Source organism: Streptomyces sp. NPDC052773, assembly GCF_044547145.1.
GTDB lineage: Bacteria > Actinomycetota > Actinomycetes > Streptomycetales > Streptomycetaceae > Streptomyces.
In genome coordinates, this window is the sequence record NZ_JBITZX010000015.1 from 154306 (window position 1) to 168721 (window position 14416).

Genomic DNA, 14416 nt, shown 5'->3' on the forward strand with positions numbered 1-14416 from the left:
CCTCCGTGGACACCGGCATTCTGATCCTGCGTCTGCTGGTGGGACTGCTCGTAGCCGGGCACGGGGTGCAGAAGGTTAGTTCGCACCTCGGCGGCAAGGGACTTCAGGGCGGGACGGAGGAGTTCCGTGCCGACGGCTTCCGGGGTGGTGCCCTCACCGCCCTGGCGGCGGGCGGCGGCCAGATCGGCTCGGGTCTGCTGCTCGCCGCCGGCCTCCTGACCCCGCTGGCCGCGACCGGCACCATCGGGGTCATGACGGTCGCGCTCACCGTGAAATGGCACCACGGGCTCTGGGTGCAGAACGACGGATACGAGTACCCGCTCGTCCTCATCGGCACCGCCGCCGCCCTCGCCGCCACCGGACCCGGCGCCTGGTCCCTCGACGCGGCCCTCGGCCTCACGCCGTACCCGCTGTGGTGGGCCGCCCTCGCGCTCGCGGCCGGTCTCGGCAGCGGACTCCTCACCCGGCTCGTCCTGCACCGGCCTGCGGCCCCGGCCATCGCCGAGCGCTGAGCGCCGAGCGCGAGCCACGCGGACCGGGTCCGGCCGCTCGTGTACCCCCGACCGGGCGGCCGGGCCCCTCCCACCCCTTCCCCCTCAGGAGCACTCGATGGACACCCTCACGACCCCGCACGGCGGCGGCCAGCCGCTGCTGCACCAGAAGGGCTCCGAGACCCAGGCGTTCGGCACGCTCAAGCAGCTGCCGATCGGCCTCGGCCACGACACCCGCATGTATGCGTGCCAGCGGCTTAACCGCGTCCTCGCCGACACGCAGATCCTCTACTCCCTGTACAAGAAGCACCACTGGCTCATGCGCGGTGCGACCTTCTATTCGCTCCACCTCATGCTGGACAAGCACGCGGAGGCCCAACTGGCCATCGTGGATGCGCTGGCCGAGCGGGTCCAGAGCCTCGGCGGCGTCGCCGTAGGAGACCCGCGCCACGTCGCCGAGCTGACGGTGATCCCCCGGCCGCCGGACGGCGTCGAGCCGGTTCCCGTCATGCTGTCGCGGCTCCTCGACGCACACGAGCGGATCCTGATCGACGCCCGGGACGCCGCCGCCCGGATCTCGGCGGAGGGCGACGAGGGCAGCACCGACCTGCTCGTCTCCGAGGTCATCCGCACCGGCGAGGCGCAGGTGTGGTTCCTGGCCGAGCACCTCGTGGACACCCCGCTGGTGCGCGGCTGATGGACACGTACGACGTCGTCGTGGTCGGCGGCGGACCGGCCGGCGAGGTCGTCGCCGACCGGACCGTACGGTCGGGGCTGACCACCGTCGTCGTCGAGGCCGACGCGGTCGGTGGCGAGTGCTCCTACTGTGCCTGCGTGCCGAGCAAGGCCCTGCTGCGACCCGGGGCCGCCCGAGCGGAGGCCCGATCGGCCGACGGGGCCCGGCAGGCGGTTACGGCGCCACTCGACCCGGCACACGTCCTGGCCCGCCGCGACCGCTTCACCGGGCACGGTGACGACACCGGCCAGGCCGACTGGCTCGACGGCGCGGGCATCGCGCTCGTACGGGGGCAGGGGCGGCTCGCCGGTGAGCGCCGGGTGGAGGTGACGGGGGCCGACGGCGTGGTCCGTACCCTGCGGGCCCGGCGCGCGGTCGTGATCTGCACCGGCACGGACCCCGCCCTTCCGCCGGTCGAGGGGCTCGACCGGATCGGTGTCTGGACCAACCGGCAGGCCACCACGGCCGACGCGGTGCCCGGGCGGCTCGTCGTCATAGGCGGGGGAGTGGTGGCCTGCGAGATGGCCACCGCGTGGCGCTCGCTCGGCTCCGCCGTCACCCTGCTGGTCCGCGATCAGGCCCTGCTGACCGGCTGGGAGCCGTGTGCCGGCGAAGAGGTCACTCGGGGGATGAGTGATCTGGGTGTCACCATCCGCTTCGGGGTGTCGGCCGTCCGGGTCGCCCGTGACGAGACCACTCGGACCGTGACCGTGGAGACCGACGACGGCACCGCCCTCGTCTGCGACGAGGTCCTCGCCGCCGTCGGACGGCGCCCGCGCACTGCGGACCTCGGCCTGGAGACCGTCGGACTGCCTGTCGGCGACTGGCTTCCGGTCGACGACACGTGTCGGGTCACCGCAGTCGAGGGCGACTGGCTCTATGCCGTCGGCGACGTCAACCGCCGTGCGCTGCTGACCCACATGGCCAAGTACCAGGCCCGTGCCTGCGCGGCGGCGATCGCCGAGCGAGCCGCAGGGCGCCCCCCGGCCGTCACCGGCGGCCGGCAGCCGTGGAGCGCGGAAGCCGACCGTTTCGCCGTCCCGCAGGCCGTCTTCACCCGTCCCGAGGTCGCGAGCGTCGGTCTCACGGAACGCGCGGCACGCGAAGCGGGTCTCGAGGTACGCACGGTGGAGTACCGCATCGACGACGTCGCCGGCGCCGCGCTCCACGCGGACGACTACCGCGGCCTCGCCAAGCTCGTCGTCGACGAGCCCCGAGGAGTCGTCGTCGGCTGCACGCTCACCGGCCCGATGGCCACCGAGCTCATCCACACCGCCACCGTGGCCATCGTGGGCGAGGTCCCCCTGGAGCGCCTGTGGCACGCCGTGCCCGCCTTCCCGACGGTGAGCGAGGTCTGGCTCCGGCTCCTGGAGGCGTACGGCCTCTGACGCGAGCCCCCGCCGACCGCCGCACCCGCTCGGCCCGATCGGCGCACCCTCCCGCCCGACCGAGCACGCCCGAACGACTCACCACCCGACAAGGAGTCACCCACCCATGCATCCCACGAGGCGCACCCTCGCCCTCGGCCTCGCGCTGCCCGCGACGCTGGCCGTCCTGGTCGGCGCCGGACCGGCGAGCCGGCCGGCTGCCGTCGGCGCCGACCGGCACGATCCCAAGCCCACGATCGTCCTGGTCCACGGAGCATTCGCGGACGCCTCCAGCTGGAGCGGCACGATCCGGCGGCTGCAGCACGCCGGTTACCCCGTCCTTGCCCCCGCCAACCCGCTGCGCGGTCTTGCCGAGGACACCGCCTACCTGCGCAGCGTGCTGGCCGCCGTCGACGGACCCGTCGTCCTGGTCGGCCACTCCTACGGCGGCGCCGTCATCAGCGGCGCCGCGGTGGGCGACAGCCGGGTGAAGGCCCTCGTCTACATCGCCGCGTTCACCCCGGAGAGGGGCGAGAGCGCGGCCGAGCTCGCCGCCAAGTTCCCCGGCTCGACCCTGGGCGACACCGTGAACCCGCGGTCGTACCCGCTGCCCGGCGGTGGTACCGGCACCGAACTCGTCATCGAACGGACCAAGTTCCACCGGCAGTTCGCCGCCGACGTCCCCACCGACGATGCGGCCGTCATGGCCGCGACCCAGCGCCCGGTCGCCACCGCCGCGCTGGAGGAAAGGGCCGGCGAGGCGGCCTGGAAGGCGGTCCCGTCCTGGGCGCTGATCGCCACCGCCGACAAGAACATCCCTCCGGTTGCTCAGCAGTGGATGGCCCGGCGCGCCCGCTCTCACGTCACCGAGGTGGACGCGTCGCACGCCGTGGCCGTCTCCCGCCCGGCCGTGGTCACCCATGTGATCCTCGCTGCCGCGCGGGCGACCCGCTGAGCCCCCGGACTGCCCCTCCCGTACATCCCGAAGGAGAGCCCCTCGTGAACAACCGTCCCGTCCTCGAACCCGCCGCCCAGGCGTTCGCCGACGCCACCGCCCAGCCGCCGTACCTCAACCAGATCCCCGTCACCGAAGGCCGGAAGGCCGTGGACGACGTCCAGAGCGGCGAGGGTGTGCCCCTGCCCGAGGTCGACGAGAAGTGGGTCACCGTCCACGGCGGCCCGACCGGCGACGTCCGCGCCCGGATCGTCCGCCCGCGCGGTGCCACCGGCGCGCTTCCCGTCATCCTCTACATCCACGGCGCGGGATGGGTGTTCGGCAACGCCCACACCCACGACCGGCTCGTCCGCGAACTCGCCGTCGGCACGGGGGCGGCCGTGGTGTTCCCCGAGTACGACCTCTCGCCCGAGGCGCGCTACCCCGTCGCCATCGAGCAGAACTACAGCGTCGCCCAGTGGATCGCCCGCGAGGGCCACCACAAGGACCTCGACGGCACCCGTATCGCCGTCGCGGGCGACTCCGTCGGCGGCAACATGAGCGCCGCCCTCACCCTCATGGCCAAGCAGCGCGGCGATGTGACGCTCGTCCAGCAGGTCCTCTTCTACCCGGTCACCGACGCGAGCCTCGACACCGACTCGTACCACGAGTTCGCCGAGGGCTACTTCCTGCGCCGCGACGCCATGAAGTGGTTCTGGGACCAGTACACGACGGACGAGGCCGAGCGGGCCCAGATCACCGCCTCGCCGCTGCGCGCCTCCACCGCGCAGCTGACCGGCCTGCCGCCGACGCTGGTCATCACCGCCGAGGCCGACGTCCTGCGCGACGAGGGCGAGGCGTACGCGGCCAAGCTCCGTGCCGCCGGCGTCCCCGTCACCGCCCTGCGGGTCCAGGGCGTCATCCACGACTTCGTGATGCTGAACGCGCTCCGCGAGACGCACGGCGCCGAACTCGCCATCGGTCTCGCCACCGACATCCTCCGGAAGGCCCTCGCATGACCATGACCGGGCCTTCGACGAGCATGCCCGTGGCAGGCCTCGTGCCCGCCCCGCGGCGGGAACACGAGCACGCCGATCTCCTCGTCCGCAACGCCAAGGTGTTCACGGGGGACGCCGACCGCCCTGAGGCCCGCGCCGTCGCGATCCGCGACGGCCGGATCATCGCCCTCGGCGACGACCACGACCTCGCCCACCTCGTCGGGCCGGGCACCAAGGTCGTCGACGCTCTCGGCCGCCGGGTGATCCCCGGCCTGAACGACTCGCACCTGCACGTCATCCGGGGCGGCCTGAACTACGTCCTGGAGCTGCGCTGGGACGGCGTAGGAAGCCTCCGGCACGCCCTCGCGATGCTGCGCGAGCAGGCCGGCCGCACCCCGAAGGGGCAGTGGATCCGGGTCGTGGGCGGCTGGACGGCGGAGCAGTTCGCCGAGCGCAGGATGCCGACCGTCGCCGAGCTGAACGCCGCAGCCCCCGACACCCCGGTCTTCGTCCTGCACCTGTACCAGTCGGCCCTGATGAACCGGGCCGCGGTGAAGGCCGCCGGGTTCACCCGCGACACCCCCGATCCCCGCGGCGGGCAGATCGTCCGGGGCCGGGACGGCGAACCCAACGGCGTCCTCCTCGCGGCACCGAGCGCTCTCGTCCTGTACTCGACCCTGGCCAAGGCACCCGCCCTCGACGAGGCCGACAAGCGGACCTCGACGCGGCACTTCCTGCGCGAGCTGAACCGCTTCGGACTGACGTCCGCCGTCGACGCCGCCGGCGGGTTCCAGAACTTCCCCGACAACTACGCGACCGTCGTCGACCTCGCCAGGTCGGGGGAGTTGACCCTCCGGATCGCCTACCACCTCTTCCCGCAGACGGCCGGGCAGGAGCTCGCCGACCTGAAGCGCTGGACCGAGATGGTCAAGCCCGGGGACGGGGACGAGTGGCTCCGGCTGAACGGCGCGGGCGAGAACCTGACCTGGGCTGCCGCCGACTTCGAGAACTTCTCCGAGCCGCGGCCCGAACTCGCCGCCGGGTACGAGACCGAATTGGAGCAGGCCGTACGGCTCCTGCTCGAGAACGGCTGGGGCTTCCGGCTCCACGCGACCTACGACGAGACGATCCGCCGCGACCTGACCGTCTTCGAGAAGCTCGCCGCGGAGGGACTCTTCCCCGGCGGCAACCGCTGGCTCTTCGACCACGCGGAGACCGTCTCGGCCGGCAGCCTCGACCGGATCGCCGCCCTCGGCGGAGCCGTCTCGGTCCAGAACCGGATGTCCTTCCAGGGCGCCGCGTTCCTCGACCGCTACGGTGCCGAGGCCGCCGCCCACACCCCGCCGGTCCGGGCCATGCTCGACCGGGGCCTGACCGTCGCGGCCGGAACCGACGCCACCCGCGTCTCCTCGTACAACCCGTGGGTCGCACTGCACTGGCTGGTGACCGGGCGCACCGTCGGCGGCACCGCGCTGTACCCGGCCGCGAACCTGCTCGACCGGGAGACCGCCCTCGGCCTCTACACCCGGGGAGGAGCGCGGCTCACCGGCGAGGAGGACGTCAAGGGAACCCTGCGAGAAGGGTCGTACGGCGACCTCGCGATCCTGTCCGACGACTACCTCACCGTGCCCGAGGACGTCGTTCCCGACATCGAGTCCGTCCTCACCGTCGTCGGCGGCCGGATCGTCTACGCGACCGCAGAGTACGAGGGACTCGACGAGGCCGTCCCGCCAGTGCGCCCCGAATGGAGCCCCGTCGCCCACTTCGGCGGCTACCAGTCGGGCCAGGGGGGCGCCTACCAGGCCTCGCTGGTGGCCGAGGCCGTCGCCGAGTCCGAGCAGCACCGCCGGTGGCGCGTCGCGCGCGGCTCCGTCCCAGAGACGACGCCGTCCTTCGTCGACCCCTGCTTCGATCACTGAAAGAGAGACATCCGATGACTGCCGCCTCCTCGGCCGCCGACGGCGACGAACAGGACCCGGCCGCCCCGCCCGGGCGCCGTTTCGAGCCGGACCTCCGGTCGATGACACGGATCACCCTGCGCCCCATCGCCTCACCCATGCCGCTGGGCTTCTTCACGATCGCCATCGCGTCCGTGATGACGGGATGTCTTCAGCTCGGGATCCTCGGGGAGGAGGCCCGTGCCGCCGTCGCGTTCACGGTGCTGCCGGCCTTCGTTCTCCAACTCCTGGTCAGTTTCCTGGCCTTCGGTGCCCGTGACGTGATCGCGGCGACCCTGATGGCGGTGTTCGCGGGCAGCTGGCTGCCCTACTCGCTCATCATGCTCAGCGGCGCGGCCGACGGCCTGAAGGTCCTCGGCGTCTTCAACCTGGCGCTCCTCTGCTTCGGCGCGCTGATGACCGCCGTGACCGGGCCCAAGCGGGCGCTGTGGCTCGTCCTCGCGGTCTCCCTGCCCCGCTGGGCGGCCACCGGCCTCGCGGGCGTCACCGGGGCCGAATGGCTGACGCGCACGTCCGGGGCGCTCGGCCTCGTGGTGGCGCTCGTCGCGATGTACACGGCGTTCGCCCTGATGCTCGAGGACATGCGCAGCGAGCAGGTCCTGCCCATCGGCCGCAGCGGCCCCGCCCACCTCGCCGTGGAAGGCGACCTCGCCGTCCAGCTCCGCAACCTGGAACGCCAGGCGGGCGTGCGCCGCACCCTCTGATCGCAGCCACCGACCCCGTCACACCCCGACCCCGCAGGAGCACCCATGGACCCCCACGTCATCGACCGGCCCGAGAAGTCCCGGTACGAGGTCCTCGCCACTGACGACGGCGACGGCACCGAGACCGCGGGCTTCGCCGAGTACCACCTCTCGGAGGGCGAGATCGCCTTCATCCACACCGAGATCGATCCCCGCTTCGGGGGCCAAGGCCTGGGCGGGCTGCTCGCCCGCAGCGCCCTCGACGACGCCCGGGACCGTGGGCTGCGCGTCCTGCCGTACTGCCCCTTCATCCGCGGCTGGATCGGCAAGAACCCCGAGTACGCCGACCTGGTGCCCGAGGCGCGTCGCGCCCGCTTCGGCCTGTGAACCAACCCACAGCCTCCTACCCCAGCCACTCACCGAGGAGTTCCCCCATGCCCCGACACGCCCGCCCCACCGTCGTCCTGGTCCACGGCGCCTTCGCCGATGCCTCCAGCTTCACCCGCGTCATCCCCGAACTGACCGCCGCCGGCATGGAGGTGATCGCCCCGGCGGTGCCCAACCGCAGCCTCGTCGACGACGCCGCGTACATCGCCTCGGTGGTCCGTGCCGTCGAAGGCCCGGTGATCCTGGTGGGGCACTCCTACGGCGGCGCCGTCATCACCCTCGCCGGTACGGAGGACAACGTCCGCGCCCTGGTGTACCTCGCGGGATACGCGCTGGAGGAGGGCGAGAGCCTGGGCGAGCTGCAGGGCCGCTTCCCCGACTCCGGTCTCGCCGACGCGCTCGTCTACACCCCGTTCCCGGTGCCCGGCTCCACCGACACCGGCACCGACGTCTCGGTGGCGGTCGACCGGTTCCCCGCTCTGTTCGCGGCGGACGTCGACCCCAACCTCGCCGCGGTGCTCGCCGTCTCCCAGCGGCCCCTGGCCGCACGGGCGTTCTCGGAGGCGGCCCCGGTCGCCGCGTGGAGGACCAAGCCCTCGTGGGGCCTGGTCGCCTCCTCCGACCGCACGATCAACCCCGATGTGGAGCGGTACGGGTACGAGCGGGCCGGCATGACCACCGTCGAGGTCGGCTCCTCGCACCTGGTCATGCTTTCCCAGCCCAAGGCCGTGGCGGAGCTGATCATCGACGCGGCCCGGTCCACGGGGAACTGATCCGACGCTTGAACATCGAACGATTGGTCTATGTCGTTCGAACGCGGTAGCTTTCCGAAACGCCCGCCGAGAACATGCGGCGGGCGATCGGAGGAAGCACACCCATGAGGTTCGGCGCGAGGCTCGCGCTCGCCGTCATCACCCTCGCCGTCACCGCCACGGCCTGCGGCACCCCGCAGGACGGCGGTTCGCGGTCACACACCACCGCGGACTGCGCACCGTACGCCCGGTACGGCAAGCACCCCGGCACCAAGGTCACCGTCTACGCGGAGAACAGGGACCGTGAAGCCGACCTGTTCGAAGAGACATGGGCGGACTTCGCCGGCTGCACGGGAATCGACGTCCAGTACGAGGGGGACGGGGAGTTCGAGGCCCAGATCCAGGTCCGGGTCGACGGCGGGAGCGCGCCCGACGTGGCGTTCTTCCCCCAGCCCGGGCTCCTGGAACGCTTCGCGCGGGCAGGGAAGCTCAAGCCCGTGAGCCCCGGGGTCGCGACCCTGGCGAAGCAGGGCTGGCCGGCGGACTGGAACAGCTACGCGACCGTGAACGGCACCCTCTACGGCACGCCGCTGGTCGCGAACGTGAAGTCGTTCGTCTGGTACTCCCCGAAGTTCTTCCGGGACGGGGGACTGAGCGTTCCCCGCACGTGGTCCGAGCTGATGGCCGTGACGGAGAAGATCGCGGCGTCGGGCGTCAAGCCGTGGTGCGCGGGCGTCGAGTCCGCCGAGGCGACCGGCTGGCCCGTGACGGACTGGATCGAGGACGTCCTCCTGCGCCAGCAGGGCACGAAGGTCTACGACCAGTGGGTCGCCCACGAGATCCCGTTCAACGACCCGCGCGTGATCAAGGCCATGGACACCGTGGGGTCCATCCTCAAGAACGACCGATATGCCAATGGCGGTTTCGGTCCGGCCCGGTCGATGGCGTCAATCTCCTTCCAGGAAGCCGGCACCCCGGTCCTCTCCGGCGACTGCGCGATGCACCGCCAGGCCTCGTTCTACGCCGACTTGTGGCCGAAGGGCACCGAGATCGGACCGGACAAGGACGTCTACGCCTTCCTCCTGCCGGGTGCCGACCCGGCGAGCCGCCCCGTCCTGGGCGGTGGAGTGTTCACCTCGGCGTTCGCCGACCGCCCCGAAGTGCGGGCGTTCCAGGAGTACCTGGCCTCCGCCGACTTCGCGAACGCGCGGATGAGGAAGGGCCCGTTCGTCTCGGCGAACAAGGGCGTGGATCCGGCGAACGCCGCGACCCCCGTCGACAGGCTCTCGATCCAGCTGCTCCAGGACCCAGGGACTCAATTCAGGTTCGACGGTTCGGACCTGATGCCGGCGTCGGTCGGTGCCGGGACGTTCTGGAAGGGAGCCGTCGACTGGATCGGCGGCGCGAGCACCCGGCAGGTCGCCGACTCCATCGAACGGTCCTGGCCGAGAAAGTGATGTCGTTCGACGTCGTCGCCCAGCAGCCCAAGCTGCTGTACCTGCTCCAGGGCGTCGCCGCCTTCACGGCGGTCGTCTCCCTGATCCTCCTCACGCTGCACCGGGGACCGGTACGGAGGAGGGCCGCGGCCCTGATCCTGCTGGCCCCCGCGCTGCTGCTGCTCACGATCGGTCTTCTCCTGCCCGGTCTGCGCACGCTGGCGCTGTCGTTCACCGACAGCGGGGGAGACACGTGGGCCGGCTTCGACAACTACGTGTGGATGTTCACCGACCGCCGGGCGCTGGTGGCGCTGCGCAACACCCTGGCGTGGGTGGTCCTCGTGCCGCTGATGTCCACCGCGGTCGGTCTGCTCTACGCGGCGGCCGTCGCACGGTCGCGGTTCAGAACGTTCGCGCTGTCCCTGGTCCTGATGCCGATGGCGATCTCCCTCGTCGGCGCGGGTGTCGTCTGGAAGTTCGTCTACGCCTACCGTCCCACGGAAGCCGGGCAGGTCGGACTGCTGAACCAGCTCGTCGTCGCGTTCGGCGGCGAACCGAGGCAATGGCTCGTGGACTCTCCCTGGAACGTCCTGTTCCTCATCGTGGCGATGGTGTGGACGCAGGCGGGCTTCGCGGCTGTCCTACTGGCCGGCGCGATCAGAGCCGTACCCGCAGAGCTGACCGAGGCCGCCCGGCTCGACGGTGCGTCCCCCGGGCAGATCTTCCGGCGGATCACCATGCCGTCGATCCGGCCCATGCTCCTCGTCGTGCTCCTCGCCCAGGCGATCGGCACCTTCAAGGCCTTCGACATCGTCAAGACCATGACCGGCGGACAGCTCGACACGGGCGTCATCGCCCACGAGATGTACGACCAGGCCTTCCGCTACGGCGAGACGGGCCGCGGCGCGGCGCTCGCCGTACTCCTCTTCCTCCTCGTCACCCCCTTCGTCGCCCACCAGGTCCGGGCGCAGCGGAGGACGGGGTGAACGGCGTCCGGGAGCGACTGGCCTCCCGCGCCGTCACGTCGATCGCCGTGGTGATCGCGGTCCTCTGGACGACACCGACCATCGGTCTCCTGCTCTCCTCGTTCCGCCCCGAGAAGGAGATCAAGACGACGGGCTGGTGGACCGTGTTCGGCACGCCGCACCTCACGGTCGACAACTACGGCGAGGTGCTGTCCGGCGGCGGGAACGGGTCGGGGCGGCTCGCGGAGTACTTCGTCAACTCCGTCGTCATCACCGTTCCCTCGGTGCTGTTCCCGCTCGTCCTGGCCTTCTTCGCGGCGTACGCCCTGGCCTGGATCGACTTCAAGGGGCGCGACGCGCTCGTCGTCGGCATCTTCGCGCTCCAGGTCGTGCCGCTCCAGATGGCGCTCGTCCCTCTCCTGAAGCTCTTTTCCCAGGGCTGGCTGTTCCTGCCCGCGTGGCACCTCACCGGTCCCGCGCGGTTCGGCCAGGTCTGGTTCGCCCACACGGTCTTCGCGCTGCCCTTCGCGGTGTTCCTCCTGCACAACTTCCTGGCGGCGCTGCCCCGGGACCTGATCGAGGCCGCCCGCGTCGACGGCGCGTCGCACGGGACCGTGCTGCTCCGGATCGTCCTGCCCCTGGCCCGCCCGGCCCTGGTCAGCTTCGCCGTCATCCAGTTCATCTGGGTGTGGAACGACCTCCTCGTGGCACTGACTCTGTCGGGCGGAACGGCCGAGACCGCGCCGATGACGGTCCGACTGGCGAGCATGGCCGGGACCTACGGCAACGAATGGCAGCGACTCACCGCCGGAGCCTTCGTGGCGGCGCTGGTCCCGCTGCTCGTCTTCTTCTCCCTGCGGCGGCACTTCGCACGGGGACTGCTCGCCGGATCGGTCAAGGGATGAGCCCCGACCTGCCCGGGGAGCGAGTCGCGGCGACGGGGCTGAGCCGGCCCGGACTGCGGGGCCGCGAAGCCGAGCTGAAGCAGCTGCGCGCCCTGGTCGAAGGGGTGCGCGACGGCGAGGGGGGCGCGGTCGCGCTGCTCCTCGGCGAGCCTGGGATCGGGAAGACCGCGCTGCTCCAGGAGGCCGTCTCGCTCGCGCGGGCCCAGGGATTCCTCGTCAGCCATGGACGGGCCGAGGAGCTGCACGAGCTGGCACCGCTCGCCTCACTGGCCTCGGGCCTCCTGCACGGTGACCCGCCGCTGCTCTCCGGCACGGACTTCGCGGACCTCGCCGGCCACCACGACCAGCGCATCTGGCTCGTCGAACGACTGGCCCAGCTGATCGAGGAACGCTCGGCGGGCAGACCCGTACTGATCGCGGTCGACGACGTCCAATGGGCCGACCCGCTGAGCCGTTTCGCCCTGAGCGTCATGCCGGCACGGCTGCTCAGCTCCCCGGTCCTCTGGCTGCTCACGAGCAGGGAGGACCCGGAGCTGTACGGGCAGGGGCCGCTGACGACGACCCTCCTTCTGCGGCCGCTGTCCGAGGCGGCCCTGGCCGAGCTGGCACGCGACGTGCTCGGCGGGGACCTGCCGGCGCAGGTCGAGGAGCTCCTCGATGGTGCGGGCGGCAACCCCTTCCTCGCGGCCGAGATGCTCTCGGGCATCGCGGCGACGGGCGCGGACGGGCAGGAACCGCCCGAGCGGCTGGTCCTCGGCGTACGCGGCCGACTGGCCGGCCTCCGGCCGGACACGCTGCACTTCCTGCGGATCGGCTCGGTCCTCGGTCGCGCCTTCTCGCTCGCCGCCGCCGCCGCCCTGTGCGGCCGGCCCGCCTCCGGACTGAGCGCCGAAGTGGACGAGGCGATTGCCGCCGCTGTCCTCCACGACGACGGCGAACGCCTCCTGTTCCGCCACGACCTGCTCCGCCAGGCCGTGTACGCCGACCTCGCCCCCTCCGTTCGCCGGGCACTGCACCGGGAGGCCGCGAGCCGGCTCGTCGCGGCGGGCCGGGGCTCCGGCGACGCGGTCCCGCATCTGCTGAAGAGCGCCGAACCCGGCGACATGGAGGCGATCGCGCTGCTCGGCACAGCCGCCGAGGACGTGATCGCCATGATGCCCGACCTTGCCGCCGACCTGGCCTTACGGGCCCTGGAACTCGTACCGACCCGTGCGCCCATGGCGTACGACGTGGGGGAGCGGGCCATCGTCGCGCTGACCCGCGCGGGCCGGTACACGCAGGCACGGGACACCGGCGACGTGCTGCTCGCCCGGCAGCCGCCCCTGGACGTCTTCGCCCGTCTGCAGTCCGTGCTCGGCGACGCGCTCTGGCACCTCGACGACGTTCACGAGTTGACCCGCCGCACGGCGACGGCGCTGGCAGCGGTCACCGACCCGGCCATCCGCGCCCGGCTCACCGCCCGGCAGGCCCTCGCCCGGTCCCGCGGGCGCGACCTCGTTGCCGCTCGCGAGACCGGCGAACGGGCGCTCGCCGAGGCGGAGCGAGCAGGCGACCGGGAGGCCCGTGTCCTCGCACTGTGGGGTCTCGGCGAGATCGCCCTCAACGCGGGCGACTGCGCCGCCGCCGTCGAACACCACACCGCGCTGAGCGTGTTCGACTCGGCCTTCCTTCCCGAGGAGGTTGTCGCCCTGATCCACATGGACGACTTCGACGCCGTACGGCGACTGCTCCGGACGGCGGGCGACGCTCCCCTGCGCCCCGCCATGCTCATCTGGGCCCAGGGAACCCTGAACATGGGGCTCGGGCGGCTCGACGACGCGGACGCCGACTTCGTCACCGCCGAGCGTCTCGAAGCGGACCTCCACGTGCCCGGCAACCTGGTCAACATCCGCGTCAACCGCGGCCTCCTCGCGATGCTGCGCGGCGACCGGGAGGCCGCGCGGGAACACCTGGACGTCGTGCGGGCGGCCGTGGCCGACCGGCCGAACACGGGCAACCACGCCACGCACCGGTACTTCGAGGCCGTCGTCGCCGACGCCGACGGCGACCACACGGAAGCGGCCGAACTCGTCCGGTCGGTGCAGCGCGACCACCCCTTCATCCGGTGGCGGCTCCTGCGCCCTCATGTCGTCCAGGCCGTGCGGATCGCCCTGCGCGGCGGGGACCGGAAGCTGGCCGAGGACCTCGCGGCCCAGGCCGCCGCACACGCCGCCCGCAACCCCAACGTGCCGACCGCGCAGGGGACGGCCGCCCACGCGTCCGCCCTGGTGAACGCCGACCACGGACTCCTGGAGCGGGCGGTGGACATCCTCCTGAACGGCCCCCGGCCACTGTCCCTGGCCGCCGCGTCCGCCGACCTCGGGCGCGCGCTTCTGGCCTCTGGCGACCCCGCCGCGACACCCGCCCTGACCAGGGCGCACGACATCTACGCCCGGGCCGGGGCCGACGCCGAGGCCGACCGGGTCCGGGCCGAACTGGAACGGGCCACAAGCCGCCCCGGCCGGCGCACCGGACGTCTCCGGCCGCGCACCGACCAGGGTTGGGACGCGCTCACGGCCTCGGAACGGAAGGTGGCCCGGCTGATCGCGGCGGGCCACACCAACCGGTCGGCCGCGGAGGCCCTCGTCGTCTCCCCGCACACGGTCAACACCCATCTGGCGTCGATCTTCCGCAAGCTCGCGGTGCGTTCCAGGGTCCACCTGGCCCGGATCGTCCTCGCGGAGGACGACGACGGAACGGCCGGCGACGACTGAGCGCGAGCTCTGCGCCCCCGTGCAAGGTGTGGTGCGCGGTGCGGCAACAGG

At 72.3% G+C, this 14416-nt stretch carries 13 protein-coding genes; all 13 read left to right on the top strand.

Annotated features, from left to right (window positions below; translation table 11 throughout):
• Positions 1-5 precede the first annotated feature (5 nt).
• The 13 genes from ACIG0D_RS28495 to ACIG0D_RS28555 all read left to right on the top strand — a co-directional run bounded on the left by ACIG0D_RS28495 (position 6) and on the right by ACIG0D_RS28555 (position 14365).
• Entirely contained in the window at positions 6-512 is a 507-nt protein-coding gene (locus tag ACIG0D_RS28495) for a DoxX family membrane protein (RefSeq protein ID WP_399806318.1), read from the top strand.
• Positions 513-609: 97 nt separating this feature from the next.
• Positions 610-1188 (top strand): Dps family protein, encoded by a 579-nt coding sequence (locus tag ACIG0D_RS28500; protein ID WP_399806320.1) that lies wholly within the window; start codon positions 610-612, stop codon positions 1186-1188.
• On the top strand, positions 1188-2615 hold the full coding sequence (locus ACIG0D_RS28505) for a dihydrolipoyl dehydrogenase family protein (RefSeq protein ID WP_399806322.1): 1428 nt from the start codon (positions 1188-1190) through the stop codon (positions 2613-2615). The genes ACIG0D_RS28500 and ACIG0D_RS28505 overlap by 1 nt, the downstream gene beginning before the upstream one ends.
• Positions 2616-2721: 106 nt before the next feature.
• The gene (locus ACIG0D_RS28510; RefSeq protein ID WP_399806324.1) at positions 2722-3549 is read left to right on the top strand and encodes an alpha/beta fold hydrolase; all 828 of its coding nucleotides are present in this window, start codon (positions 2722-2724) and stop codon (positions 3547-3549) included.
• 44 nt (positions 3550-3593) lie between these two features.
• A complete protein-coding gene (locus tag ACIG0D_RS28515; protein ID WP_399806326.1) occupies positions 3594-4547 on the top strand; it encodes an alpha/beta hydrolase in 954 nt (317 codons plus the stop codon).
• A gap of 23 nt (positions 4548-4570) precedes the next feature.
• Positions 4571-6445, top strand: a complete 1875-nt coding sequence (locus ACIG0D_RS28520) for an amidohydrolase (protein WP_399806404.1) — start codon at positions 4571-4573, stop codon at positions 6443-6445.
• Between the two features lie 14 nt (positions 6446-6459).
• Positions 6460-7188: a GPR1/FUN34/YaaH family transporter gene (locus ACIG0D_RS28525; protein ID WP_399806328.1), complete on the top strand. Its 729-nt coding sequence runs from the start codon at positions 6460-6462 to the stop codon at positions 7186-7188.
• A gap of 45 nt (positions 7189-7233) precedes the next feature.
• On the top strand, positions 7234-7554 hold the full coding sequence (locus ACIG0D_RS28530) for a GNAT family N-acetyltransferase (RefSeq protein WP_399806330.1): 321 nt from the start codon (positions 7234-7236) through the stop codon (positions 7552-7554).
• Positions 7555-7601: 47 nt separating this feature from the next.
• Positions 7602-8327, top strand: coding sequence for an alpha/beta fold hydrolase (locus tag ACIG0D_RS28535; RefSeq protein ID WP_399806332.1), 726 nt, complete (start codon positions 7602-7604; stop codon positions 8325-8327).
• Between the two features lie 104 nt (positions 8328-8431).
• The gene (locus tag ACIG0D_RS28540; RefSeq protein ID WP_399806334.1) at positions 8432-9763 is read left to right on the top strand and encodes an ABC transporter substrate-binding protein; all 1332 of its coding nucleotides are present in this window, start codon (positions 8432-8434) and stop codon (positions 9761-9763) included.
• Complete coding sequence (locus tag ACIG0D_RS28545) at positions 9763-10728, top strand: carbohydrate ABC transporter permease (protein WP_399806336.1); 966 nt, start codon at positions 9763-9765, stop codon at positions 10726-10728. The genes ACIG0D_RS28540 and ACIG0D_RS28545 overlap by 1 nt, the downstream gene beginning before the upstream one ends.
• Entirely contained in the window at positions 10725-11612 is an 888-nt protein-coding gene (locus tag ACIG0D_RS28550; RefSeq protein WP_399806338.1) for a carbohydrate ABC transporter permease, read from the top strand. Before ACIG0D_RS28545 ends, ACIG0D_RS28550 begins: the two co-directional genes overlap by 4 nt.
• Positions 11609-14365 (top strand): ATP-binding protein, encoded by a 2757-nt coding sequence (locus ACIG0D_RS28555; protein WP_399806340.1) that lies wholly within the window; start codon positions 11609-11611, stop codon positions 14363-14365. The genes ACIG0D_RS28550 and ACIG0D_RS28555 overlap by 4 nt, the downstream gene beginning before the upstream one ends.
• Positions 14366-14416: the final 51 nt, after the last annotated feature.